The sequence below is a fragment of the Mesorhizobium sp. ISC25 genome (genome assembly GCF_042295465.1).
GTDB lineage: Bacteria > Pseudomonadota > Alphaproteobacteria > Rhizobiales > Rhizobiaceae > Mesorhizobium.
In genome coordinates this window covers 3,388,005-3,412,809 of sequence record NZ_CP135441.1, presented here as the reverse complement: position 1 = coordinate 3,412,809, position 24,805 = coordinate 3,388,005, and the positions used below count along the sequence as shown (strand labels likewise).

Below are 24,805 nucleotides of genomic sequence, written 5' to 3'. Positions count from 1 at the left end.
ATGAAATCGCTTGGCAGCATCCGCAGGGATTTCGCGCCATGGAACGATCCGAACGCCAAGCCATACATCCAGTTCGACAACGTCACCAAGAAATTCGGTGAGTTCACGGCCGTCAACAATCTGTCGCTGACCATTTTCGAACGCGAATTCTTTGCCTTGCTTGGGGCCTCAGGCTGCGGGAAATCGACGTTGCTCAGGATGCTCGCCGGCTTCGAGGAGCCGTCCGCCGGCCGCATCCTGCTCGATGGCCAGGATCTGCGCGGCATTCCGCCCTACCGGCGGCCGGTCAACATGATGTTCCAGTCCTACGCCTTGTTTCCGCATATGACGGTCGAGAACAACATCGCCTTCGGCCTCAAGCAGGAAGGCATGGCCAAGGCCGATATCGACAAGCGCGTCGCCGAGATGCTGAAGCTGGTCAAGCTCGAGCAGTTCGCCAAGCGCAAGCCGCACCAATTGTCGGGCGGCCAGCGCCAGCGCGTCGCGCTCGCGCGCTCGGTGGCAAAGCGGCCGAAAGTCCTGCTGCTCGACGAGCCGCTTGGTGCGCTGGACAAGAAGCTGCGCGAGGAAACCCAGTTCGAGCTGATGGACCTGCAGCAGAACCTCGGCCTCACCTTCGTCGTCGTCACCCATGATCAGGAAGAGGCGATGACGATGGCCGACCGCATCGCCATCATCGACAAGGGCGAGGTGATGCAGGTGGCGACGCCGGCCGAGGTCTACGAAGCGCCGGGTTCCCGCTTCGTCGCCGGCTTCGTCGGCAATGTGAATATGTTCGATGGCAAGGTCGCGGCTGGCGAGGCCGGCAGTGCCAGCATCGATGCCGGCAACGGCATCACCATCCGCACCGAAAATGCCGGCAGTGCGGCCGCCGGAACGTCCGTCACCTTCGCCATCAGGCCGGAGAAGATCAAGGTGTCCTCCACGAAACCGGCCGGTGCCGTCAACGCCATCGAGGGCGAGGTCTACGACATAGCCTATCTCGGCGACATGACCGTCTATCACGTCAGGCTGGATGACGGTCAGGTGGTGCGGGCGAGCACCATGAACGCGGCACGCCTCACCGAGGACCCGCTGACCTGGAACGACCGCGCCTGGGTTTCTTTTCGCCCCGACGCCGGCGTCGTCCTGACACGGTAGGGGCTGATCATGTCCGCTGTCACCGTCGCAACAAGCTCTCCGGCTAGCGCTGCCGGCAAATCCGCCTTGGTCAGGCTGGGAGCGGCCTTCGTTAGCCGGCTCGTCATCATCGTCCCCTATCTCTGGCTGCTGTTCTTCTTTCTCGTTCCCTTCATCATCGTCTTCAAGATTTCGCTGTCGCAGACGGCGATCGCCATGCCGCCCTACACGCCGGTGCTCGATTTCCGCAGCGGCATTTCCGGGTTCATCTCGGAATTCGGCGCGCTCAATTTCGACAATTACACCTGGCTGACGCAGGATGCGCTCTACTTCAACGCCTATGTGACGAGCGTCATCGTCGCGGCCATCTCGACGGTCCTGACATTGCTGATCGGCTATCCCATCGCCTATGGCATGGCACGCGCTTCGTCGACGATCCGCCCGACCTTGCTGATGCTGGTGATCCTGCCGTTCTGGACCTCGTTCCTGATCCGTGTCTACGCCTGGATCGGCATCCTCAAGCCCGAGGGCCTGCTCAACCAGCTGCTGCTCGCCACCGGCATCATCAGCCAGCCGCTGATCATCCTCAACACCTATACGGCGATCTTCATCGGCATCGTTTACTCCTATCTGCCGTTCATGGTGCTGCCGCTCTATTCGTCCTTGGAGAAAATGGACCATACGCTGATCGAGGCCGCCAAGGATCTCGGCTGCCCGCCGACCAGCGCCTTCTGGAAGATCACCTTTCCGCTGTCGCTGCCCGGCGTCATCGCCGGTTGCCTCCTGGTGTTCATTCCCGCCGTCGGCGAGTTCGTCATTCCCGACCTGCTCGGCGGCTCGCAGACGCTGATGATCGGCAGAACGCTGTGGAACGAGTTCTTCGCCAACCGCGACTGGCCGGTGTCGTCCGCGGTTGCCGTCATCTTGCTGCTGCTGCTGATCGTGCCGATCATGCTCTTCCAGCGAGCCCAGGCGCGTGCCCAGGAGCAGGACCAATGAACGCGACCTGGAGCCGCTTCAACATCACATCGATCGTGCTCGGCTTCGCCTTTCTTTACCTGCCGATCGTCCTGCTCGTTGTGTTCTCTTTCAATGAGTCGAAACTGGTCACCGTCTGGGGCGGCTTCTCGACGAAATGGTACGTCTCGCTGTTCCACAACCGGGGTCTGATGGACGCGACCTGGGTGACGGCCCGCGTCGGCGTCATCTCGGCCACGGTGGCGACTGTGCTCGGCACGCTGGCGGCGCTCACCTTGACACGCTACACGCGCTTTCGCGGCCGGCTGCTGTTTTCCGGCATGGTGTTTGCGCCGCTGGTCATGCCGGAAGTCATCACCGGCCTGTCGCTGCTGCTGCTCTTCGTCGCCGTCGGCCTCGACCGCGGCTTTCTCACGGTGACGCTTGCCCACACAACGCTAACCATGTGCTTCGTTGCGGTGGTGGTTCAGTCGCGCCTGATCACTTTCGATCGTTCGCTGGAAGAGGCCGCGATGGACCTCGGTGCGCCACCGGTGAAGATCTTCTTCCAGATCACGCTGCCGGTCATCATGCCGGCTATCGTCTCCGGTTGGATGCTGGCCTTCACGCTGTCGCTCGACGATCTGGTTATTGCCAGCTTCACCTCGGGGCCTGGCGCCACGACGCTGCCGATGAAGATCTACAGCCAGGTTCGCCTTGGCGTGACGCCGGAAATCAACGCGGCCTGCACCATCTTGATCGCGGTCGTCGCAGTTGGCGTGATCATCGCTTCGCTCGCAAACAAACGGCGCGAGGTGCAGCGCCAGCGCGACGAGCGGGCCGCGCAGCGAGGTTGAAGGGCTCGCTACTCTCCCGAGACGCCGCGGCTTATCGGCGAGATGAACGGCGTGCTCCACGTGCCGCCGACGAAGAACGACGACTGCTTGGGCGCCTGGCCGTTCGTCTGCGTGGCAGTCTGGCTCGGCTGGACGATGCCGCCGGACAGCGCCAGCCCGCGTCCGGCATAGGATGCGATGCCGGAAAGCCAGATCTTGTATTGCGCGGAATTCACCTCGGCCTTGTCGATGCGCGCCACGCCGTTCGAAATGCTCGCCTTGAGCTCGGCCCCGTCGATCGGCAGCGTTCCGTCCGAGACGTCGTCCAGCGCGAAGAATCCGCCCTGTTCGGTATGCTTGAGGAACGCCGGCAGGTTAAGCCGGCTCAGCGCACCCGCGCCGAACGTCGCAGACAGCGAGCCATTGGCGTTTTCGAAAATCGAATCCCAGGTTCTGCCAGGCCCCTTGAGGATGACCGAAACGGTTCCGGTGCCGATCGGCACCAGCCGCGTCATTCCGGCCGCGGTGCCGAAAGCGCCGCCGTCGATATCGGAAGCAAGCAGCCGGATCTCGACTTCCGTGCCGGCGGGCTTGCGGTCGAAACGGACGCTGCTCTGGACGTTGCCGCCAAAGGCGGATGCATCCGAGATGTCGAAGACGGCAAGGCCGTTCTTGACCTGGGCGGTGGCGGCGACGTCGGCAAGCTGGATGGCACCGGCGGTGGCATGCGCCGCCGACAGCCTGAGATCGAGATTGATCCGGTCGGCGAAGCTTGTGTCGATCTCGCCCGGACCGGTGCCGCCGGCGGATGGCACCGGCGTAAAGGCGGAGAGAAACGATCTGAGGTCGAGCGTATCGAAGGCAAGCGTGCCGGAGATCACCGGCAGTGCCTCACCATAGGTAAAGTCCAGCGCACCCATTCCCGGGTTGTTGTCGAGGGTCAGGGCCGTGTTTTCGAATTTGACCCGCCCGGCCGTCGCCGTGATCTTGCTTGAAACCGAGATCGAGCCGATTGCGGCACCGGGTGCGATGCCGGCCTGCGACCATTCGAGCACGCGTCGGAGCGAAGGTGCGGCGAATTTTGCCTGGCCGTCGAAATAGCCGTTCTCCGACATGCTGGCGCGGCCGTCGAACGAAAAACTGGCCGGCGCCGCCTTGAAGGAAAACGTGACCGGTGCTGTGCCGCCACCAAACAGCACGAGCGGGTTCGGCGATGCGGCGTCGATGGCAACGCTTTCGCCGCGCCATATCCCGGTCGCCGACAGCGTCGCATTGCTGTTCATCGCGGCCCAGTTCGCCTGGCCGCTCAGGCTGCTCAATATCTCCTGGTCCTTGCCGCCGATGGCAGCCACTACGCGGCCGTCCCTGAACTCGACTGTGCCGAACGGATCTGTCGGCAGCTTGCCGAGATCCGGCTTGGCGGGATTTGTGTTGATCACCGCGCGGGCAGCGTCGATCGAACGCGTAATGCGCCCGCCGCTAGGAATCGCAGGCAGAAAAAATCCGCTCGCGGTACGCTGGACCCTGATCGTCGGTCGCACCAGCCGCGCCGTCGAAAACACCACGTCGCCCCGCAGCGCCGCCATGGCCGAGAGGTCGACCTCGACCCGTTCGGCCTCGACCACCGGCGGCGCATCCGTCTCTGTCCATTGCGATAGCGTCACGTCGCTCAGGATCGCCCGGAAATTCGGCCAGACCTCGATGCGCGGCGCGCCGTCGATGGTGACCCGGAAACCGCTCCAGGCGCTCATTTCCCACGCGATGCGGTCACGCACGATGCGGGTCGAGGCGATCAACGGCAAGGCGGCGACAACCAGCGCGATGACGATGACGGCTGCGCCGATCGCCCATATTCCGCGTCGGATCAAAGGTGATGGCATATCGCCCCGTATGCTTCCATTCCGACAAAATCGCCCGACGGGTGTAACCGACGGCTGACGCATTTCAAGTCTTTATGGCCCGGCGATGGCATTTGCGCACACCCTGACCGGCGCGGTCCAACAAAATCTTGCTCTGCTGCATCGCGATATGCATAAGCGATGCAGCCTGCGGAGGAACAATGATGGCTGACGACGCACCGCTCTGGATCCCGACGCAAGAGCAGATCGAAGCGGCGCCGATGACCGCCTTCATGAACGCCGCGGCGAGCATTGCCGGCAAGGTTTTCTCCTCCTATACCGACCTGCATCGCTGGTCGATCGAGGATCGCGAGACCTTCTGGAGCCTGGTCTGGGACTTTTGTGGCATCGTCGGCGACAAGGGCGAACGCGTGCTGGTCGATGGCGACAAGATGCCCGGCGCGACCTTCTTCCCTGACGCAAAGCTGAACTTCGCCGAGAATCTCCTGAAGAAAACCGGGCTTGGCGACGCAATCATCTTTCGCGGCGAGGACAAGGTCGAGCGGCGGCTGTCCTGGAACGAGCTGCATGCGCTGACCTCGCGCCTGCAGCAGCTTTTCCTGTCGCTCAAGGTGAAGAAGGGCGACCGCATCGCCGCGATGATGCCCAACATGCCAGAAACGGTTGCTGCGATGCTGGCGGCCGCCTCGATCGGCGCCGTCTGGTCGTCCTGCTCTCCAGATTTCGGTGAGCAGGGTGTTCTCGACCGGTTCGGCCAGATCGAGCCGGTCATATTCATCGCGCCGGACGGCTACTGGTACAATGGCAAGGCGATCGAAGTCGCCGACAAGATCGTGGCCGTGGCCGGCAAGCTCGCCACCGTCCGCAAGGTCCTCATTGTCGACTATCTCGGCACCTCGCTCGACGTCGCGGCGACCATCGGCAAGGCGGCTGCGCTGGAAGAGGCGCTGTCACCCTTTGCCGCCAGGCCTGTCGCCTACGAAAGGCTGCCGTTTTCGCATCCGCTGTACATCCTGTTTTCGTCGGGCACGACCGGCGTTCCCAAATGCATTGTCCATTCGGCCGGCGGAACGCTGATCCAGCACGTCAAGGAAGAACGGCTGCATGCCGGTCTGCTCGACGGCGACCGCTTCTTCTATTTCACCACCTGCGGCTGGATGATGTGGAACTGGCTGGTGTCGGGCCTGGCATCGGGCGCCACCTTGCTGCTCTATGACGGCTCGCCGTTCTACCCGGACGGCAATGCGCTGTTCGACTTCGCCGATGCCGAGAAGATGACGTATTTCGGCACCTCGGCCAAATTCATCGATTCCGTGCGCAAGGCCGGCCTGAAGCCGATCCGCACGCATGATCTTTCCAGCGTGCGCACCATCTCCTCGACCGGCTCGCCGCTATCGCCGGAAGATTTCCGCTTCGTCTATGAAGGCATCAAGAAGGACGTGCATCTGGCTTCGATTTCCGGCGGCACCGATATCGTCTCCTGCTTCGTGCTCGGCGTGCCGATCGAACCGGTATGGACCGGCGAGATCCAGGGGCCCGGCCTCGGCCTTGCCGTCGATGTCTGGGACGATGACGGCCGGCCGCTCCGCCAGGAGAAGGGCGAGCTCGTCTGCACCAAGGCGTTTCCGGCGATGCCGATCGGCTTCTGGAACGACCCTGACGGCAGGAAATACAAAGCCGCCTATTTCGAACGCTTCGACAATGTCTGGTGCCACGGCGATTTCGCCGAATGGACCGCCCATGGCGGCCTGATCATCCATGGCCGTTCGGACGCCACGCTCAATCCGGGCGGTGTCAGGATCGGCACGGCGGAGATCTACAATCAGGTCGAGCAAATGCCGGAAATCCTCGAAGCACTATGCATCGGCCAGGATTTCGACAATGACGTTCGTGTCGTGCTGTTCGTGCGGCTGGCGGCCGGCGTCGAGTTTGATGCCGACCTGGAAAAACGCATCCGCGCGAAAATCCGCACCGGGGCGAGCCCGCGCCACGTGCCGGCCAAGATCGTCGCCGTCAGCGATATTCCGCGCACCAAATCGGGCAAGATCACCGAGCTCGCGGTACGCGACATGGTGCATGGCCGCGCCATCAAGAACAAGGAAGCGCTCGCCAATCCTGAAGCGCTCGAGCTGTTCCGCAACCTGCCGCAGCTTGCCGACTGACCCGGGTCCAAGGTGGAGCCCGGCTTGAGGTCTCCGGTATCGTTAACGAATTGTCTCTTCGGAATTTACCTAGATTTCATGAGTGGTACACATTGGTAAATTTTCCGGCGTGGCGGTAAGGATTTGTTAAGGCCCGGCATCGATAGTCGTGCGTAACTTGAGGGAGAAATCCCGTTCCTCTTGGCCCCGAGAGGATCTGATTCGCTCAAGCCCCGTTGTGACAGCAATTCCGATTTATCAAGGCGTCCTGTTGGACGCCTTTTTTCTTTGCTCAGCCATAGCTAACCAGCGAGCACGCGGGTCGAGGGAAAGGCGACTTCGACCAGGGTTCCCTCGCCGGGCGTTGAGTTGATGGTGAACCGGGCCCGGTTCGCTTCGACCATCGCCTTGGTCAGCGGCAGCCCAAGACCGGTGCCGTCGCCGCGGCCGCGCTTCAGCGCATTGATCTGCTTGAACGGCTTCAGCGCCTGCTCGATCTCGGACTGGCTCATGCCGATGCCGGTATCGCGCACGCGCATGACGACATCGCCGGAGATCTCGTAGGCCGTCGACACGATCACCTGGCCGCCGGCCTGCGTGTAGCGGACGGCGTTCGACAGAATGTTGAGCGCGATCTGCCGCACGCTGCGCAGATCGGCCACCACTTCCGGCAGCCGCGAGGCGAAGCTGGAGCGGATGATGACGCGTTCACGGTTGGCTTGCGGCTGCATCATCGCCACGGTTTCGGCCAGCGTGTCGTTGAGCGACACCGCCTCATAGGCCATCTCCTGCTGGCCGGCCTCGATTTTCGAAATGTCGAGCAGGTCGTTGACCAGATCGAGCACGTGGTTGCCCGAACGGTTGATGTCGCGCAGATAGTCGCGATAGCGGTCATTGGCCACCGGCCCGAATTTCTCGTCCACCATCAGCTCGGAAAAGCCGATGATGGCATTGAGCGGCGTGCGGATCTCGTGGCTGATGCGGGCCAGAAAATCGGTCTTCTGCGACGAGGCGCGCTCGGCGACTGCGCGCGCCTGGGTCAAGTCCTCTTCGGCCCGCTTCCACTGGGTGATGTCGCGCACCACCGCGCAGAAGCCGCTGTCGTTGGGCAGCCTGCCGATGGTCATGAACAGCGGAATGAAGCGCCCCTGCGCCTCGCGTCCGATCACCTCGCGGCCATCGTTCATCACGCTTGCAACGCCGGGCTCCGACAACCCCTCGAGATAGTCACGCGCCGCGCGCTGGCTTTCGATCGCAAACAGCGAGACGAACGGTTTGCCGGCCACCTCGTCGCTGTCGAAGCCGAACAGCGCTTCCGCCGGACGGCTAATTGAACGGATCGTTCCGTTACGGCCGATCAGCACGACGCCGTCGGTGGCGGTGTCGATGATGGTGCGCATTTCGGCAATGCGTGCCTTGAGCTCGGAAACATCCGGCTGCGTTTGGTCGTCGGCGGCGCCATGTGGAATGGCTGCTGCTTCGTCGTCGCCGGAACGGCGTACGACCAGCATCAGCGCCTTGCCGTTTCCCCAGGGGACGGAGCGCAAAATCGCGTCGATCGGAAACTCCTGACCGTCGCGCGTCTTCAGCCGTAATGCGCGGTCGCCGCCGTCGGAACTGCCGTCGTCCGCATAAGGGTCGGCAAACAGCGCGCCGAGCCCGCCGGCCTCGTCCAGGGCATTGAGCGTCGCATAGCCGGTCAAGTCGAGGAATTCGTCGTTCGCGTAATGCAGGTGATCGCCGGAATGGATAAGCACTGGCACTGGCAGCTTGCCGAGGATCGAGGTATCCGGCCCCTTGTTGTCCTCTCCGGCAAACGCCGACGGCATGAAGCCGTCGAGTTTGAGCGGTGGTGCCTGCGGCCGCTCGATGGGCGGCACCTGGCCGGCAAGGTCGGCTGCGGCTGCGCTGTCATCGGACCAATCCTCGCTGTCCTCGGCGTCACGGAAATCTTCGGCCGTCATGCTGTCGTCGTCGCCATCCCGCGACGCTTCGGCGACGATCGTTCGACGGTTCGTGCTGGGCTCAACGCCTTCCTGCGATTCGTCGCTGGGTTCGCGGTCGGCATAGTCGAGCAGCGATCCGGAGGCCGCGCGCGTGACGGGTTCGCCGGCTTGCTCCTCTGCTGCCGCCTCCTCGGGCTGCTCGCCGTCGAGCCGGGCAAGATCCTTCTGGTCCTCGGCATCGGCCTCGGGCGGTTCGGCGGCAGCCGCCCCGCTTTCCAGACCTTGTGCCGGCATCTCACCCTTGTCCGTCGGGCCGGCTTCTTTCAGCTTTGGCTCGTCGGCCTTGCCGGCTGCCTCCACTTTGGTCGCAACCGGCTTCGGCCTTCCGGCGCTGGGCTGTTCTTCGGCCGGGGTGTTGTCCTTCTTGAGACGCTCGCCAATCTCGCGAAACGCGCTGCGTTCCAGCGTCGACAGGCCCTTGTCGTTGGCCGGCTGCCGGTGCTCGGCCAGCCGGATCACCTTGTCGGCAAAGCGCCGCTCGGGCTTTGGCACGATGGTCAATGCCGGCACTTCGCCCCTGAACGGATCGGCGGGTTTCGGTGTCTCGGGGAGAGGTTCAACGGCTTTCGGCCCGATGGTCTCGGCAGGCTTCTCCTCGGCGACAAGGGCCTTGCCGACGGCATTGGGATCGACCACCGCATCGCCGCTCCTTGCCACGCCGAAACCGCGAAAACCTTCGAAAACGCGGCTGCGGCTGTAAACCGGGAGCGCCGCCAGATCGACGGGTATCTTCAGATCGGTGCCGGCGACCGGCCACAGCACGGAGCGGCCGGACCAAGTGTCGCGCCGTTCGAGCAGGCCGGCAATCTCGCCAGAAGCATCGAGGCCATAGGCGGCCGAAACATCCTCGAAGCGGCGTCCGATCACGTCAGCGGCAGGCTTGCCGACGAGCTCGGCAAATTCCGGCGACAGGGCGCTGAACCGGCCCTCCGCGTCGGTACGCCAGACGAAACGCATGGGCGCGGCGGTGCGATCGATCACCGAAGCGCGGCGTTCGGCCGGGGAGGCGGCTTTGGTGGCTTTTGCGGCGCTTTCCGGCGAAGCATCCGCGCCGGCCTGCGAAGCGTCCGGGCTGGTCTCGACTTTGCCGGACGCAGCTGCCCCGGGCGGGACCTGCGCGTCGTCGCCGGCATTGAAGTACCAATGGTCATGCTGCGCCGGCGCTTCGCCAGACGCGTGCTGATCGTCAGCCGCGTCGGCAGGCTCGTGCTCCGCCGATGCGGAACTGCCTTCCATCGCTGCAAGGTTGATCTCCGCCGCGCCGGTGCCGGCGATTGGCTGCTCGTTGTCCTGATCCGTTAGCTGGGGACGATCGCCCCCGCTCGGTGCCGCTGCTGCCTCGGTTTCCCCGCCGGCGCGCTCGCCATCAGGGGGCTCGCCGTCAAGCCGGTCCTCGTCGATCACCACCAGCAGGTGCCGCTCGTCCGTCAGCCGGGCAAGGCCCGCCGGATAGGAGCTGGATCCACCCGGGACCAGGCGCTTGACGATGCGGTCGCTCTCGTTCGCCACGTCGGCGACAAGCGCGGCCAGCGTCTCGGGCCGGATGCCGAGCGCCGAAAAGCCGTCCGATGCGGCGTCGATATTGCCCTTGGCGTCGACAAAGGCGATGTAGTGGCCGTCTTCGGTAAAGCCACCGATGGCGCGATCGGCGATCTCGGCCGCGCTGCGCGAGCCGGTCTGCGCCGCCGGCAGCGCCAGCATGATTGCTTCCTCGCCATCGGGCATGGTCACCGCGCTGGCCAGGAAGCCGACTGCGCGGCTGGTCAGCCCGGTTGCCAGCCGGACCGTGATGGCACGATCGCGGCCGATCTGCGGAAAACCGCTGGTCGCCATGATCTGGCGCCTGGCGATCAGCGGCAATCCTGCCGAGGCGCCGATGATCGCACCGATGTCGGGATAGCCGAATACAGCTGCGCCGGGGCCGTTGGCCCAGATCACCTGCTCGAGATCTGCCGACAGAATAGCGATCGCGTCGCCCGCGGCGAAGCGCAGGCGGACCGCGTCGAGCACGGCGACATCGAGGAAGGAGTAGTTTTCAGCCGGCATGCGCTTGGCGACCCTCACAGAGCGGGCAATTTGCGGTTAACGCTTTGTTAATAAAAGCCGACGGCGCGAAGGTCCACAAGTCATAGCGTGCAACCAACGGAATCTCTAGGCGCGTGGTTAACGCCACGGATAAATAATTTATGGTGCGATGCAACAAACATGTTGCATCGCACAAAATTTGCCTTTATATTGCCACGATACATGAACGAGACGGCTTTCCGTCAAAGCCGCTGCCGCTGAAAAGGATGGAAAATGTCCAGGACCAAGACCGCTGACACGATCGAGAACGTTGAATTCCCGAGCTTCGATGCTTCCAAGGCCACCGACCAGATTCGCGCCTTCGCCGAAAAGGGCGTCGAGCAGTCGAAAGAGGCCTATGCCAAGCTGAAGACCGGCGCCGAGGAGACCCAGAAGGCTCTGGAGTCGACCTACGAGACCGCCAAAACCGTTTCCAGCGAGCTGTCGCTCAAGACCATCGCCGCCCTGCGCGCCAATGCCGAAGCCGGCTTCTCGCATTTCGAAGCCCTGATCGGCGCCAAGTCGCTGTCGGAAGTCGTCGAATTGCAGACCGCTTTCCTGCGCAAGCGCGTCGAAATGACCGTCGAGCAGGCCAAGGACTTCCAGGCGGTTGCTGCCAAGGCAGCCGAGGACGTATCCCAGCCGATCAAGACCGCCTTCGAGAAGGCCGTGAAAGAAATTAAGATCGCCTAATATTTGCACACAGTTTGACGATGCATCAAAACGTCGCATTTCGTCAGACAAATAGATGTGCGATATAGTGGTTTAAGTGAATACCCGGCGGGTGGAACCTCCTCCCTCTGCTCACCGGGATAACCAGCCAGCACCTCCTCCCGCTGGCTCGTAACAGGAAAAGGCCGGCACCTCCTCCCGCCGGCCTTTTCTTTGTCCGGTGAAAAATGACGCGATGCCGGAGCGATCTTTTGCTTTGCCAAAAGCCTTGAATTAAACTCCGATAGCCCGTATGGACGCATCGCCGAACGACAGAGCGGGAACGTTCCGTCTGGATCTCGCTCGGGCAAGCGTGCCGTTGTAGCTCAGATGGTTAGAGCGCCGGATTGTGGATCCGGAGGTCGCTGGTTCGATCCCAGCCAACGGTACCATTCAGCTTTCAGCCAGGTTTCTGACCAATAGCGCCAAGCGATCTCTACGACCCTGGCGCGGTCACCTGCGATCCCGCCTGACGCGCACCGCGCAGGTGATCCACGAGGGCTCGCAGCTTCGGCGCGATATTCCGTCGGCTGGGAAAATAAAGATAGAAGCCGGCAAACGGCGGAAAATAGCCTTCGAGGATTGGCACGAGCTCGCCGCGGTCGATCCAAGTGCGGAATGTATCCGACATGCCAAACGTGATCCCGGCGCCTGCAACGGCCAGCCGGATCATCAGCCACATGTCGTTGGTGGTGATCTCGGGCGCAACCGCCACGTCGAACTCGCGCCCGTCCTCGCCAAACTCCCACCGATAGGGCGAAACTCCCGGCGCCGGCCGCCAGCCGATACAGCGATGGGCCACAAGCTCGCGCGGATGGGCGGGTGCTCCGAACTTTTCGAGATAGCGCGGGGCGCAGACGGCCATCTGTCGCTGATCGCCCGATACCGGCACTGCAATCATATCCTGCTCGATCACTTCGCCGAGCCTCACTCCCGCATCATAGCCTTCGGCAACGATGTCGAATTCCTCGTCGGTGACGACAATATCCAGATGCACCTCGGGAAACCTTTCTGCAAAGGACGCCAGCAACGGTCCTGACAGAAAGGCCTCTGCGATCGACGAAACCGCGATCCGCAGGCGGCCGCGCGGGCTGTCCAGAAATTCCGTGGTGGCTTCGACTGCCGCGTTCACGTCGGCGATCGCCGGTGCGACGCTCGCCAGCAGGCGCTCGCCCGCTTCGGTCAGGTTGACGCTGCGTGTCGTGCGCTGCAGCAAAGCGATGCCAAGGCGCTGTTCAAGCTTGAGGATGCTCTGGCTGACCGCTGAGCGCGTCACGCCCAGCCGGTCTGCCGCAGCGCGAAAATTGCGTTCCTCGGCCACGGCGATGAAGACGGCAATTGCATTGAGATCGATGTCCATTGGTTAGCCATACTTACCACGGAGGTTAACAGCGGGCGGGTTATCGCGACAATGCCATGGCTCTATCTCTGTCGCAACGGCAAGAAGGCTTGATCCTCCTGATCCAAGCCGAAGCCGGCCGACAAAGGAGATATCCCATGACATCACTCCCTTCCTCTTGGGACCTGGATGGAAAAGTCGCCCTCGTGACGGGCGCGGCACGCGGCATCGGCCGCTGCGCGGCGGAACTGCTGCGGGCGCGGGGCGCCCGGATCGTGGCAAGCGATCTCAGCGACAGCGTACGCGAATTGGAAGCCGAGGATGTGGCGACCTTGGTCGGCGATGTCGCCGACGAGGATCTGGCCAGACGCTCGGTCGAACTCGCCGCGAAGCGCTTCGGACGACTCGACATGGTCGTGAACAATGCCGGTCGCACGCTCAACAAGCGTCTGACGGAGACCTCGGTCGACGACTATGACCGCATTCTGCAGATCAATGCGCGCGGCAGCTTTGTCACCGCCCGTGCCGCGGTGGAATTGATGGCCGCCAGCGGTGGCGGCGCGATCGTCAATGTCTCGTCGATCTCGGCCGTCGCGGCCTTCGAGACGCAGGCGGCCTATGCCTCCTCCAAGGCGGCCGTCGCACAGCTGACCAAGGTGATCGCGATCGAATATGGGCGCATGGGCATTCGCTGCAACGCCGTTGCCCCTGGCGTGATCGAAACCGACATCATGGAAGGTGTGGTGGAGAATGGCCGGGAGATGCTGCGCAGCTTTGGCAACGCGCATCCAATCGGCCGGATCGGCCAACCGCAAGAAGTTGCCGAGGCCATCGCCTTTCTTGCCTCGCCGGCATGCAGTTTCATCACCGGGGCCTTGCTTCTGGTCGATGGCGGCTACACCGCCCAGTGACCCCAAATAAGGCTGACGCACCGCGGGAGCTCACCCGCACGCCATCCCTTCCCATCGTGAAAATAGTCACAGAACCAAAAGGATCATCTCGATGACCATGAACAAAGTTGTTCTGATCACCGGTGCCTCCAGCGGCATCGGCGCTGGCATTGCCCGCGAGCTTGGCGCGGCAGGTGCGAAGCTGATGCTCGGCGCACGCCGCACCGACCGCCTTGAAGCGCTTGCGGCCGAAATCGAGGCAGCTGGTGGAACGGTTCGCGTGCGAGCGCTCGACGTCACCAGGAGGGAGGATGTCGCAGCATTCGCCGATGCCGCCCGGGCCGAATGGGGCCAGGTCGATGTCATCGTCAACAATGCGGGCGTCATGCCGCTGTCGGCCATGGCAGCCATGAAGGTCGACGAGTGGGAGCTGATGGTGGACGTCAACATCAAGGGTGTTCTGTACGGCTTCGCGGCGGTCCTGCCTGAGATGACGGCACGTGGTTCCGGCCATATCATCAATATCGGTTCCATCGGCGCACTGGCCGTCTCGCCCACGGCTGCCGTTTATTGCGCGACGAAATACGCCGTCCGCGCGATTTCCGATGGGCTCCGCCAGGAGAGTGACGATATCCGCGTAACCTGCATTCATCCTGGCGTGGTGGAAAGCGAGCTGGCGAACACGATCTCCGACGAAGCCGCTGCCGCCGCCATGAAAACCTGGCGTGCTATTGCCCTGCAACCCGATGCCATCGCCAGGGCCGTGCGCTACGCAATCGAACAGCCCGACGATGTCGACGTCAACGAGATCGTCGTGCGTCCGACGAAGGCGGCGCATTGATGCGATCCACTTTGGCCGCAGTGCTTACGGGTATTGCCGTTGCTGTAGCTCCAACCGGCCTGACCCTTCCTTCAACTCCAATCCTTGCAGAAGAACCAATGACGCACCAAGATCATGCTTACGTCGGACTGTGGGTCACCGAGGATCGCCATATCAGGCACGAACTCCTGCCGAACGGCCGTTATGACGAAGCGCGCGGTGCCCGCGAGAGCGCCTACCGGGGACGCTATGAAGTGCAGGGCAACCACATAGAATACTGGGACGATACGGGCTTCACCGCGGATGGTGAGTTCATCGAAGGCGTCCTCTATCATGGCGGCATGATTCTTTACCGCCAGCGGTAGAGAGCCACCCTGAGACAAGCACTTCAGGGTTCCACAAGACGCATGAGGCGCTCAGCAGTTTGCACTGCAAGGCCCGTCACTCCACATATCTCCCGGCAAGCGCGGCGGAAAGAAGCAGGACCGCGAGCAGAGTCGACATTGCAAATGGTTATCACTATATAGCGGCGGCTTTGACGGCTCGCCTTTTACGTGGTGCCAGCGAGAGCGCGGTAAATATGCTAGCTATTGTGTCATCTATTGTGATCTAAAACGGCTTGAAAACCGAAAAAAAGCAAATAGAAACAATAGCGCGGGTCGAACGAGTTTCGTCGAGAGAATCAGTCCTCAAGAACTAGAACGTGCTCCTTGAACCCTCCATTCCCTTCAGCTCTGTGGACCTCGGACAAGTTCGGCTTGCCGGGCGAAGCCGACTCGGCTCGAATGGCAGCACGCATCTTTTCGAAGATGCCGACGTTTATGATTACCAACCGGCATAGCCGCTAGGGAAACAGCAGTATGAGTGAACACGCGATCGAGTTCCTGCGCGGGTGGATTGGCGAAAAAGTCCACTGCCAGCCCTCGCCAGCCAGGATCGAGAAGCAGGCCGAGACCCTCGCCAGGGAATGTGCGGCCAAGGCCGCCGAAGCCGGCATACCGCTGGAGGATATTCAGGAAGAGGTCGGCGACATTCAGGAGCTCATTGCTTCGAGGCTCGAAGAGGCGGCCGAGGCCGAGCAGGACGAGCGGCATTCGAACAAGCCTGCCGAGTAATATGCTTAGGAACAGTATGCGACAGTGGCTTGTCGAGATCGAAGTTCCTGGCGCCAGCTATTTGAAGCACAGCATACACCATTAACTGCTTGCTGAGTGAAGCTAGCGGGTTTTCAGCCCAGGAACGCGTTAATGTCGTAATTTCCAATGGTCTTTGCGAGGTCTTGCGGCGAACAGCCAAGCTTGTTTTTCAGTGTCCTATCTGAGCGAGCTGAGAGAAGGAGCTTGATCAACTCGCCACGGCCCCGTGATTCAAACACGGCACGCCACAGGGGCGTGTTCCCATGAATGTCTTGGGAAGAAACATCTGCGCCGCCCTTGACTAGAAGTTCCGCCACCTCGAGCCGATATTCGCGAGCGGCAAAGTGCAGCGGTGTTTCCAGATTCTTGTCCTGTACATTCACATTCGCTCCACGCTCGATCAGTGCAGCGACAATTGCGGTCTCGCCATCTTTTGACGCATAAAACAACGGCGTCCGGCCTTCGCGATCTAACGCATCGACATCTTTCCCCTCTGAGATGGCCTGGATGACTTCAGGCGAGCTATGTCTCATCACCGCCTTGTGGACGCGTGCGGGACCATCTAGGTTGCTCATACTATGGCTCCGATTGGGCGATGAGTCTTCCAATTGATATTTGTTGGGGTCGTTTATTCGGTCGTTGAACTGCTTTGGGTTAATCCTTCGCGGCTTCAGGGCCATTCCAGGCCGAAGATGGCGAAGACCGCGAAGTCTCAACCAAGATCTGCAGTGTGATCCACCCCGAATCTGCCTTCAAGCCATGTTTTCGGCAATGCCGGCACGAAATTGCCGTCGCGCCCGGTCATGTCTTCATTGGCGACCAGAGCATTGAGGATTGCTTCCTCCACGCTCTGAACGACGGCGTCGAAGAACGGGTTGATGTCGGCATCCGGTATATAGCCGGCGCTGACCAGCTTGCCGGCCGCGCCGCGCGCGGCATCGGCATTGGCCGTGCTGAAGGCCAGAAAAATATCGCCGGACGAATTGTATCCATAGCCGCCGGTCAGCGCGACGCCGAGCGGCACGCGTTTCGCCAGTCTTTTCAACTGATGCGGCATGAATGGTGCATCGGTGGCGACGATCGCGATGATCGAGCTCTTTTCCGCTCGCGGCGTGTTGTCCCGGATCGCCGGTCCGGCGAGTTCCGCTCCGGCCCTGTTGCCACGGATCACGAGGTTTCGCCGTGCACCGAAATTCGACTGGACGAAGCAGCCGATCGTGAAGCGCTCTCCGTTCCAGTCAACGCTGCGCGAGGATGTGCCGGACCCCGCCTTGAAGCCGAAGGTGATCATGCCGGTGCCGCCGCCGACGCTACCCTCTTCGATCGGCCCGGTTTCAGCCGTTTCGAGCGCGGAAAACACGTGCTCGAAGCTCACATGATGGCCGTTGATATCGTTCAGGAGGCCGTCATAAGTCTCGCCCGCCACCGGCAGCGCCCAGGCGCTGTCGAGCGCTTGCGGCAGCACCATCTGCATCCAGCGCAACGTTGCGTCGCGGCTGACGCCGCAGGAATGCGTGTTGGTGATGGTGATGGGAAGATTGAACGCTCCGAGCTCCTCTATCAGATGTGAGCCGGTCAGTTCGCCATTGCCATTGGCGCTGAACACGCCGGCAAACGCAGGGACGGCCAACTCGTCTCTGGGCCGTGGCAGGATCGCGGTCACGCCGGTGCGTACCGGACCCTTGCCGACGACGAGCGGCCCGTCGTCTGAGATGAGCGTCGTATAGCCGACCGTCACGCCGGGCACATCGGTGATGGCATTGAAGCGGCCCGGCGTGCCATCGAATGGGATCGCGAAGGCGCGGGCGCGCAGTTTGCCCGAGGGCGTCGCAAGATGCGGGTCGGTCATTTTTTCCTCAGAAAAGCGAACCTTGGCCGCCAGGCGCCTTGAGCTTGGCCGCGGGCTTGGCAACCGTCTTCGGCCGCGCCGTGCCACTGATGGCGACGGCATCCGCGGTGCCGTCGGCGAACTCCAGCGAAAGCGCCATTCCCGACACAACTTCCGCCGCATGCTTGACCACCGCGCCGTCCGCATCCTTGACCAGCGCGAAGCCTCGCGCCAGCACGGCCTTGTGCGAGAGCGTCGCCAGCAGCCGGTCGGCCTGCGTCAGTTTTCCACGCAGGCGGTCCAGCCGCCGCGAAATCGCCTGGTCCTGCCGCCGCGTCAGTGCCAGCAGGGTATCGCCTTGCAGTTTCTGCCGTCTGGCGATCGGCGCCGGTGAGAGTCTGGCGGCCGTGCGCGAAAACCGCGCCCGACGCTCGCGCACGATGGCAAAGAACGCCGCTTGCGCACGGGCGAGGTCGCGAAGGGTCAGTGTGCGCGCCTCGTTCATGCGCCGCGACAAGGTGGCCGGCGTCAGCCGCTGCCCCAGAAGCCTGCCCCGCTTGCGCTCGACGCTGACCGACAGCGCCCGGCCGAGCCGGTTCGTCGCCTCGTCGAAGCGCCGCCGCGGCAGCGCCAGCAACTGGTCGGGCGAGGGCAGTGCCCGGGCTGCCGCGCGTGCTGCCTGCCGCTTGCGTTCGAAATTGCGCGACAGTGCGGTCTTCAACCGCGCGCCAAGGCCGGCAAGCGTCGCTTCGAAGTCGACCTTTACCGGCACGGCGATCTCGGCGGCGCCTGTCGGCGTCGGCGCCCGCACATCCGCCGCCAGATCGATCAGCGTCCAGTCGGTCTCGTGGCCGACGGCGGAAATCACCGGAATGCCCGATGCGGCGACGGCCCGGGCGAGCGCTTCGTCGTTGAACCCCCACAGATCCTCCAGGCTGCCGCCGCCGCGCGCCACGATCAACAGGTCGGGCCGCGGAATGGCGCCGTCCCATGGCAGTGCGTTGAAGCCATTGACGGCAGCGGTCACTTCCGCACCCGCCGTCTCGCCCTGCACCCGCACCGGCCAGACCAGCACGTGCAGCGGAAACCGGTCCTTGATGCGGTGGATGATGTCGCGGATGACGGCGCCTGTCGGCGAGGTGACGACGCCGATGACGCGCGGCATGAATGGCAGACGCCGCTTGCGGCCGGCGTCGAACAAGCCTTCGCCCTGCAGCCGGCGCTTGCGCTCGTCCAGCAGCGCCATCAGCGCACCGGCACCGGCCGGCTCGAGATTGTCGATGACGATCTGGTAATTGGACTTTCCGGGATAGGTGGTGAGCCGGCCGGTGGCGATCACCTCCATGCCTTCCTCTGGACGGAATTTCAGCCGGCTCATCGTGGTCTTCCACACCACGGCGTCGAGCCGCGCGCGGTCGTCCTTCAGGCAGAAATAGGCATGGCCGGAGGAATGCGGTCCGCGATAGCCGGAAATCTCGCCGCGCACCCGTACATTGCCGAAGACGTCCTCGACCGTACGCTTCAGCGCGCCGGAAATCTCGCTCACCGTATATTCGGTAGCGTTGGTGCGTGATTCGGATGCTGCGTCGCTCATCGGCCGATTGGGGGACGATTGCTGGCCGGCGTCAAGGCGGCCGTGTTCGATGTCCGCCCCAATCGCGCGATCACCAGCCCGGCAGGATCTGGTTCGGCTTGGTCCGCTTCATCTTCGCGAAGGCGAGGGCGGCGAAATCGAACGTGCCTGTCTCCTCGCCGAGTGGCACCGAAATATTGTCGAGGCTCTCCGAAATGTGGCGCGCGAGCGCGTCGACGATCTCCGGCCGCGAGGTCTGGCCGCGCATGATGCCGATGCGGCAATCGGGCAGGGCGCCGAAACCGTCGGCCTCGCCCAGCACCCGCATGCCGGGCCGCAGCGCGCATTCCGGCAGCACCGAGATCGCCAGGCCGGAAAGCACCGCGGCGGCGATGACGGTAGCCGAGAAGCTGGTGAACAGGATGCGGTAGTCGCGGTTCTGCTGGTCGAGCACGTCGGCGGCGGCCCGCCGCCAGATGCAGTTCGGCCGGCCGAAGGCCATCGGCAGGATCGGTTGTTCATGCGTCGCATGGTTGGCCGAGGTGACCCACAGCAGCGGTTCGCGCCGCACCACTTCCGACTGGCCGCGCGCGTCGTTGTGCGTCACCAGCGCCAGGTCGAGATTGCCGCGCTTGATGTGTTCGACCAGTCCCGGCGTCGGTTCGCAGATAACGGTCAGTTCGACATGCGGGTTGGAACGCGCAAACCGCGCCATGATCTCTGGCAGGAAGCGATCGGCATAATCGTCCGGCGTGCCGATGCGGATGGTGCCTTCGAGCCGGCGGTCGTCGAAGGCGGCCAGTGTTTCCTTGTTGAGATAGAGCAGCCGCCTTGCGTAGGAGAGCAGCCGGTCGCCCTCCTCGGTCAGCCTGTTGGTGCGGCCGTCTTTTTCGAACAGCGGCTTGCCGATCCGTTCCTCCAGCCGCCGCATCTGCATCGACACCGCAGACTGGGTCCGATGCACCGCTTCCGCCGCGCGGGTAAAGCTGCCGGTGTCGACAATCGAGATGAAGGTCTGCAACTGATCGAGATCGAGCGGCGCTTTCATCGGCCTAATCCATCATTGATGCTGATGCTAAAGATTAGAAACATTCGTTGGATTAATCAATCGCGCCGTGGCAAATTCGCATTGTCCACATGAAGGCATGTGAATCGAAGCCGGAACGGCCGCTGTCGCCAGCGCCCGAGCGACCGGTTTCGCCCGTTCGAATGTGAAGGAGACCGACATGGCTACGTTTGATTTCGCTACCGAGACCTCGCGCATCACTTCGCGTCCGGCCGTTGCGACGCGCGTGGCCAATGCCGCTGCCAATGTTTACCGCGCCTGGAAAAACCGCCGCGCCTTTTATCGCCTCGGCGAGATGTCGGATGCCGAGCTCGCCGACATCGGCCTGACCCGCGCCGACCTGCATGTCGCTGTCGGTGTACCCTTTGGCCGCGATCCGACCGAACGGCTTCGCGTCATCGCCATCGAGCGCGCCGAAACGATCGAGGATATTGCCCGCAAGGTGGTCTGATCGCGTGGTTTTGCCGTTCAGGCGCGTTGAACCATTTTGAGGCACGACGCCACCAAGTTACGCAGGCTCCCCACTCCCTGCCGGATCCCCCCGGCCAGCCTGCGCGCTGCCCGGTCCTCCCAGGACCGGGCTTTCTTTTTTAAAATCAGGCGAAGGCCAGATTTCGCGACGGCCTCGGTATGGATCTGCCAAGTTCGTGTGCAGCTTCTATCCAGGACGCTATGGCGTCCTGGACGTTCGCGATGGCCTCTTCAGGAGTATCCCCATCGCTCATACAGCCCGGCAGATCGGGTACCAAGGCCGAAAATCCACCTCCGTCTTCTGCAGAAAGCGGCGCGATGACGATCGGATATTCAAGTCTGCCCGTCATGTCTCTTTGCCTCGTCGATGAATGCCACGAGTTTCCGAATATATACGGCTTTGATGGGACGTTTGAAAGGCACGGTCAAAATGTCGGTCATTGCCGAATGATAGACCTTGTAATGCGATCCGCCGGATCTTGGCGGGATGCATTGGACGCCTGCCTCGTCACAAACTGCCCTTACATCTGCGATTGACCAATCGCCGCGAGGGTTACGGCGCATTTGTTCGAGTCTTTTACCCATAGGATGCCGACTCGGACGCTTGCAACATCACCGCCGGCCCATGCCCTGCTTGAACTGGTCGAAGATCGACTCCATGCCTTTCTGGTAGTCGTCGCGCTGCTGGGCGCCAGTCTCGAACATCTTGCCGAACAGGTCGTCGAATGGATTTCTCGGCCTGCCGCTCGGATAGGCCTGCGGCTGCGGCGCCTGGGGTTGCTGCGGTGCCTGACGCGGCTGAGACTGCGGTGCGCCACCGCCGAACATGTCCTGCAGCACCTTGCCGAGCGGATTGTCACCATAAGGGTTCTGTGTCTGCTGCGGCTGGCTTTGCGGCTGCTGCCCGCCGCCGAACATGTCCTGCAACACCTTGCCCAGCGGGTTGTCGCCGTAAGGGCTCTGCGTCTGTTGCGGCTGCTGTGCGCCGCCGAACATGTCCTGCAGCACCTTGCCGAGCGGGTTATCCGTGGGGCCTGCAGGCTGAGGGGCCGGCGCCTGGCTGCCGCCGCCAGCCTGCCGCATCATCTGCTCGATGAGCTCGCCGAGCGGATTGCCGCCACCGCCTGCCGCATGCATCTGCCCGCCTAGCTGGTTGGTGGTCTGCTTGAACAATCCGCCCATCATCATCGAGGCGATCGCCGGTAGCATCTGCTGCAATACCTGCTGGCTGACGCCGCTCGCCTGGGCGGCCTGGCTGGCGACGGCGCGCGAAAGGTCCTTCGAGCCGAACAAATGGCCGAGAATGCCGTTGCCCTCATCGAGGCCCTGCGGCGAGAAAGCCCGGCTTGCATCCTCGAAATATTTGGCGTGCTGGCCGCCGGCCATCGCCGTCATGAAGGAGCCGAGTCCATAAGGGTCCGCCGTGTTGCGCTTCAGTCCCTGCGAAAAGGCCGGCAGCAGCGCCGCGACCGCCGCCTGCGTCTGCTGCTGCGACAGCCCGAACTGCTGGGCCAGCGCCTGCATGCCGTTGCCGTTCTGGGCCTGCGCCAGAATATCGAACAAGGAAGGCATTGTTTTCTCCTCCGGGAAAATCCTCGTTGGAGAAGCCTAGTTCGTTTCCATCACTGATTGAAGCGAATTTGCCGGACCATCGGCCAAGCAGATAGCGAAGCGTTAATACGCGTATTCCATGAACACCGGCTCGATCGAGCCGCCCCAGCGTGTGTGGTAGGCGGAGAGCATCTCTTCGGCGCTGGTCGTGCCGCGCGCGACGACCTCGTCCAGCGTGTTGAGGAACGAGGTCTCGTCATAGCCGTCGCGGTTCTTGCGGCCACGGTTCTTCAGTCCCATGCGCGAGATGACGAGCACGTCGCGGGCGATCTCGCGCAACGTCGTGTTGCGGAAGGGCGCCGAAATGCCCTGTTCCGGCACTGCGTTGCGCATTGCCAGCACTTCGTCATAGCTCCAGCTCGAGGTCAGCGCCTCGGCCGCGTCGAGTGCAGCCGCGTCATAGAGCAGCCCGACCCAGAAGGCCGGCAGCGCGCAGATGCGCCGCCACGGCCCGCCATCGGCGCCGCGCATTTCGAGAAAGCGCTTCAGCCGCACGTCCGGGAACAGCGTCGACAAATGGTTCGCCCAGTCGCCCATCGTCGGCAGCCCGTCCGGCAATTCGTTGCGGGCGGCGCCCGCCATGAACTGGCGGAAGGTGATGTGCGTCATGTCATGATACTGGCCGTCGCGGATGACGAAATACATCGGCACGTCGAGCGCCCATTCGACATAATCGGCAAAGCCGAAATCGGACGAGAAGCAGAAGTCGAGCAGGCCGGAGCGCTGATTGTCGGTGTCGCGCCAGATCTCGCCGCGCCAGCTCTGCAGGCCGTTCGGCCGGCTTTCGGTGAAGGGCGAGTTGGCAAACAGCGCCGTCGACAGCGGCTGCAGCTTCAGCGACACCTGCATCTTGCGGCGCATGTCGGCTTCGCTTTCGAAGTCGAGATTCACCTGGATCGTGCAGGTCCGGTACATCATGTCGAGGCCCTTGGTGCCGACCTTGGGCATATAGCGGGTCATGATTTCGTAGCGCGATTTCGGCATTTTCGGCGTCTCGGCCAGCGACCATTTCGGGCTGCCGCCAAGGCCGAGGAAACGGATGCCCATCGGTTCGGCGATCTCGCGCACCTGCGCCAGATGCGCATTGCCTTCGCGGCAGGTCTGGTGGATCGTCTCCAGGGGGGCGCCGGACAGTTCGAACTGGCCGCCTGGCTCCAGCGAGATCGCGCCTTGGCCGGTCGGCTCGACCAGGCCGATGATGCGGCCGGCATCCATGATCGGGTCCCAGCCGAGTTTGTCCTGCATGCCTTCGAGGATGGCGCGGATACCGCGCTCGCCGCCATAGGGCACCGGCGCATTGCCGTCGATGTAGAACGGGAATTTCTCGTGCTCGGTGCCGATGCGCCATTTGTCGCGCGGCTTGTTGCCTTCGGCCAGGTGTTCGACGAGTTCGTCGACGCCTTCGATCGGCCGGAAATCGGTAGTATCGCGCGCCATAATAGCCCTCCGCACATGACCCCGAAAATCGGCTTCGATTTTCGGAAAGGATCATGTGCCCAATCAATATGCTACAGCGTCCCTTGCGCGCCCGAAAGGACCCGCGGCGCTGTAGAGCGGTCGGACGATCGCCGGCGCTAGATGGACGAAATGTCAGTAGCCGATCAAGCGAAAAATCCTGAGCCAGAGGGTAACTGGAATTGATCACCAATCGCCGATTGTCGCCTGGATCAGCGCCAGTGCCGCCACCGCCGCCGTATCCGCCCGCAGGATGCGCGGCCCGAGCGGAATGGCGGTAACGAAGGGCAGCGCTCTCAGCATCCTGCGCTCCTCGTCGGAAAAGCCGCCCTCCGGTCCGACCAGCAGACCGAGCTTGTTCTCCCGCACCGCCTGCAATGCCGGCAGGGGATTGTTGGTCGATGCGTCCTCGTCGCAGAAGATCAGCCGCCGCTCTCGGTCCCAGTTGCTGAGCAGGCGCTCGAATTTTTCCGCTTCGCGCAGCTCCGGCACCGCCAATATGCCGCATTGCTCGGCCGCCTCGACGACATTGGCGCGCAGGCGCTCGATGCCTGGTCTTGTCACTTGCGTATGCTGGGTGATGACCGGCTGCAGGATGCCGGCGCCCATCTCCACCGCCTTTTGCACGAGGTAGTCGAGCCGCCCCTGCTTCAGCGGCGCGAAGCAATAGACGAGATCGGGCACCGGCGGCTGCGGGCGCTGCAGCTCCATCACCTTCAGGCGTACAGCTTTCTTCGATTTCGCGGCGATTGCCGCCGACCATTCGCCGTCGCGGCCGTTGAACACCAGAAGCTCGGCGCCTTCGCCGAGCCGCAGCACATGCGAGAGATAATGGCTCTGCTGCGGGCCGACGTCGAACTCGATGTCCGGTCCAAGCTCGTCCGGCACGAACAGCCGCTGCATCTTGTAATTGGCGCGCATCG

At 62.9% G+C, this 24,805-nt stretch carries 21 protein-coding genes, 1 tRNA gene and 1 pseudogene; 11 read left to right on the top strand and 12 right to left on the bottom strand.

The features are described from left to right. Genes RQ479_RS17025 through RQ479_RS17015 form a run of 3 tightly spaced genes read left to right on the top strand, consistent with a single transcriptional unit; the run spans window position 1 to window position 2,933 of the window. The gene (locus RQ479_RS17025; RefSeq protein WP_376701930.1) at window positions 1-1,140 is read left to right on the top strand and encodes an ABC transporter ATP-binding protein; all 1,140 of its coding nucleotides are present in this window, start codon (window positions 1-3) and stop codon (window positions 1,138-1,140) included. Between the two features lie 9 nt (window positions 1,141-1,149). Continuing rightward, complete coding sequence (locus tag RQ479_RS17020; RefSeq protein WP_376701929.1) at window positions 1,150-2,118, top strand: ABC transporter permease subunit; 969 nt, start codon at window positions 1,150-1,152, stop codon at window positions 2,116-2,118. Beyond that, window positions 2,115-2,933, top strand: coding sequence for an ABC transporter permease (locus RQ479_RS17015; protein WP_376701928.1), 819 nt, complete (start codon window positions 2,115-2,117; stop codon window positions 2,931-2,933). Before RQ479_RS17020 ends, RQ479_RS17015 begins: the two co-directional genes overlap by 4 nt. 8 nt (window positions 2,934-2,941) lie before the next feature. Here the strand turns inward: RQ479_RS17015 and RQ479_RS17010 are convergent, their stop codons facing one another. Further along, window positions 2,942-4,792 (bottom strand): AsmA-like C-terminal region-containing protein, encoded by a 1,851-nt coding sequence (locus RQ479_RS17010; protein ID WP_376701927.1) that lies wholly within the window; start codon window positions 4,790-4,792, stop codon window positions 2,942-2,944. Window positions 4,793-4,974: 182 nt separating this feature from the next. Between RQ479_RS17010 and RQ479_RS17005 the strand changes: the two genes are divergently transcribed. After that, window positions 4,975-6,933 (top strand): acetoacetate--CoA ligase, encoded by a 1,959-nt coding sequence (locus RQ479_RS17005; RefSeq protein ID WP_376701926.1) that lies wholly within the window; start codon window positions 4,975-4,977, stop codon window positions 6,931-6,933. Between the two features lie 281 nt (window positions 6,934-7,214). Here RQ479_RS17005 and RQ479_RS17000 read toward each other — a convergent pair whose 3' ends face one another. After that, window positions 7,215-10,964, bottom strand: coding sequence for a PAS domain S-box protein (locus RQ479_RS17000; RefSeq protein ID WP_376701925.1), 3,750 nt, complete (start codon window positions 10,962-10,964; stop codon window positions 7,215-7,217). Between the two features lie 252 nt (window positions 10,965-11,216). Here RQ479_RS17000 and RQ479_RS16995 point away from each other — a divergent pair, with 252 nt between their 5' ends. Beyond that, window positions 11,217-11,675 (top strand): phasin, encoded by a 459-nt coding sequence (locus RQ479_RS16995; protein WP_376701924.1) that lies wholly within the window; start codon window positions 11,217-11,219, stop codon window positions 11,673-11,675. Window positions 11,676-12,008: 333 nt separating this feature from the next. After that, window positions 12,009-12,085 (top strand) — tRNA-His (locus tag RQ479_RS16990). 44 nt (window positions 12,086-12,129) lie between these two features. On the opposite strand, the gene RQ479_RS16985 is transcribed toward RQ479_RS16990, so the two are convergent. Beyond that, entirely contained in the window at window positions 12,130-13,053 is a 924-nt protein-coding gene (locus tag RQ479_RS16985) for a LysR substrate-binding domain-containing protein (RefSeq protein WP_376701923.1), read from the bottom strand. Window positions 13,054-13,190: 137 nt separating this feature from the next. Between RQ479_RS16985 and RQ479_RS16980 the strand changes: the two genes are divergently transcribed. The 4 genes from RQ479_RS16980 (at window position 13,191) to RQ479_RS16965 (ending at window position 15,857) form a co-directional block, all read left to right on the top strand. Then, window positions 13,191-13,943: an SDR family NAD(P)-dependent oxidoreductase gene (locus RQ479_RS16980; RefSeq protein WP_376701922.1), complete on the top strand. Its 753-nt coding sequence runs from the start codon at window positions 13,191-13,193 to the stop codon at window positions 13,941-13,943. A gap of 91 nt (window positions 13,944-14,034) precedes the next feature. Beyond that, window positions 14,035-14,763 (top strand): SDR family oxidoreductase, encoded by a 729-nt coding sequence (locus RQ479_RS16975; RefSeq protein WP_376701921.1) that lies wholly within the window; start codon window positions 14,035-14,037, stop codon window positions 14,761-14,763. Continuing rightward, a complete protein-coding gene (locus tag RQ479_RS16970; RefSeq protein ID WP_352465000.1) occupies window positions 14,763-15,107 on the top strand; it encodes an Atu4866 domain-containing protein in 345 nt (114 codons plus the stop codon). Before RQ479_RS16975 ends, RQ479_RS16970 begins: the two co-directional genes overlap by 1 nt. A 495-nt stretch (window positions 15,108-15,602) precedes the next feature. Continuing rightward, window positions 15,603-15,857, top strand: a complete 255-nt coding sequence (locus tag RQ479_RS16965) for a hypothetical protein (RefSeq protein ID WP_376701920.1) — start codon at window positions 15,603-15,605, stop codon at window positions 15,855-15,857. Between the two features lie 113 nt (window positions 15,858-15,970). Here the strand turns inward: RQ479_RS16965 and RQ479_RS16960 are convergent, their stop codons facing one another. The 5 genes and pseudogenes from RQ479_RS16960 to RQ479_RS16940 form a co-directional block, all read right to left on the bottom strand. Beyond that, window positions 15,971-16,453: an ankyrin repeat domain-containing protein gene (locus tag RQ479_RS16960; protein ID WP_376705963.1), complete on the bottom strand. Its 483-nt coding sequence runs from the start codon at window positions 16,451-16,453 to the stop codon at window positions 15,971-15,973. A 42-nt stretch (window positions 16,454-16,495) separates the two neighbouring features. After that, window positions 16,496-16,558: pseudogene (locus RQ479_RS16955) on the bottom strand (hypothetical protein); the annotation flags it as partial. 32 nt (window positions 16,559-16,590) lie between these two features. Then, window positions 16,591-17,727 carry a P1 family peptidase gene (locus RQ479_RS16950; RefSeq protein WP_376701919.1) on the bottom strand — a complete coding sequence of 379 codons (1,137 nt, stop codon included), beginning with the start codon at window positions 17,725-17,727 and terminating at the stop codon, window positions 16,591-16,593. Between the two features lie 7 nt (window positions 17,728-17,734). Then, window positions 17,735-19,300, bottom strand: coding sequence for an exodeoxyribonuclease VII large subunit (gene xseA, locus RQ479_RS16945; RefSeq protein ID WP_376701918.1), 1,566 nt, complete (start codon window positions 19,298-19,300; stop codon window positions 17,735-17,737). Window positions 19,301-19,370: 70 nt separating this feature from the next. Further along, window positions 19,371-20,327, bottom strand: a complete 957-nt coding sequence (locus tag RQ479_RS16940; RefSeq protein ID WP_023716458.1) for a LysR substrate-binding domain-containing protein — start codon at window positions 20,325-20,327, stop codon at window positions 19,371-19,373. A gap of 178 nt (window positions 20,328-20,505) precedes the next feature. Here RQ479_RS16940 and RQ479_RS16935 point away from each other — a divergent pair, with 178 nt between their 5' ends. Then, a complete protein-coding gene (locus RQ479_RS16935) occupies window positions 20,506-20,796 on the top strand; it encodes a DUF1127 domain-containing protein (RefSeq protein ID WP_292663848.1) in 291 nt (96 codons plus the stop codon). Window positions 20,797-20,941: 145 nt separating this feature from the next. Here RQ479_RS16935 and RQ479_RS16930 read toward each other — a convergent pair whose 3' ends face one another. The 4 genes from RQ479_RS16930 to RQ479_RS16915 form a co-directional block, all read right to left on the bottom strand. After that, window positions 20,942-21,166, bottom strand: coding sequence for a type II toxin-antitoxin system HicB family antitoxin (locus RQ479_RS16930; RefSeq protein ID WP_292663850.1), 225 nt, complete (start codon window positions 21,164-21,166; stop codon window positions 20,942-20,944). 262 nt (window positions 21,167-21,428) lie between these two features. Beyond that, window positions 21,429-22,388: a DUF937 domain-containing protein gene (locus RQ479_RS16925; protein WP_376701917.1), complete on the bottom strand. Its 960-nt coding sequence runs from the start codon at window positions 22,386-22,388 to the stop codon at window positions 21,429-21,431. Between the two features lie 102 nt (window positions 22,389-22,490). After that, on the bottom strand, window positions 22,491-23,864 hold the full coding sequence (locus RQ479_RS16920; protein WP_376701916.1) for a glutamate--cysteine ligase: 1,374 nt from the start codon (window positions 23,862-23,864) through the stop codon (window positions 22,491-22,493). A 204-nt stretch (window positions 23,865-24,068) separates the two neighbouring features. Next, a complete protein-coding gene (locus tag RQ479_RS16915; protein WP_376701915.1) occupies window positions 24,069-24,803 on the bottom strand; it encodes a 16S rRNA (uracil(1498)-N(3))-methyltransferase in 735 nt (244 codons plus the stop codon). Window positions 24,804-24,805: the final 2 nt, after the last annotated feature.